A 718-nucleotide genomic window follows, 5' to 3' on the forward strand; every position below is an offset into this window, starting at 1 on the left:
TTGCAGGGGAGCAGCCGGCACTGGAGGCGCTGGCCTTGCCTTACGGCGAATACACCGACGAAGACCTGGCCAAACGGTTGCTGTATGTCGAAGCCTCGCGCGGCTGCCCCTTCAAGTGCGAGTTCTGCCTGAGTTCCCTCGATAAAACCGCCTGGGCTTTTGACCTGGACGCGTTCATGGCCGAGATGGGCGCGCTCTACCAGCGCGGCGCACGCAACTTCAAGTTTGTGGACCGCACGTTCAACCTGAAGGTCGAGAACTCGGTGCGCATCCTGCAGTTTTTCCTGGACCGGATGGCGCCTGACCTGTTTGTGCATTTTGAAGTGGTGCCCGACAGCCTGCCCGACCGGCTCAAAGTGCTGATTGCACAGTTCCCGGCAGGTTCGCTTCAGTTTGAGGTCGGCATCCAGAGCTTCAACCCCGAGGTGCAGCAGCGCATTTCGCGCAAGCAGGACAACGCCAGGACCGCGAACAACCTGCGCTGGCTGGTGAACGAAAGCCAGGCCCATGTGCACGCAGACCTGATCTTCGGTTTGCCCGGCGAGACGCTGGAGAGCTTCGCCGAGGGTTTTGATCGCCTGCATGAACTGGCGCCGCATGAAATCCAGTTCGGCATCCTCAAGCGCCTGCGCGGCACACCCATCACCCGGCACACGGCGGAGTTCGCCATGGCGTATGACCCGCAGACGCCGTACACGATTCTGCAGAACTCCTCGAT

At 61.1% G+C, this 718-nt stretch carries 1 protein-coding gene; it reads left to right on the forward strand.

What is annotated here, in order from left to right:
• A partial coding sequence (locus tag AC1DWI_RS25330) for a B12-binding domain-containing radical SAM protein (RefSeq protein WP_477726207.1) occupies positions 1-718 on the forward strand: 718 nt, incomplete at both ends.

The organism is Polaromonas sp. P3_C2, assembly GCF_056402675.1.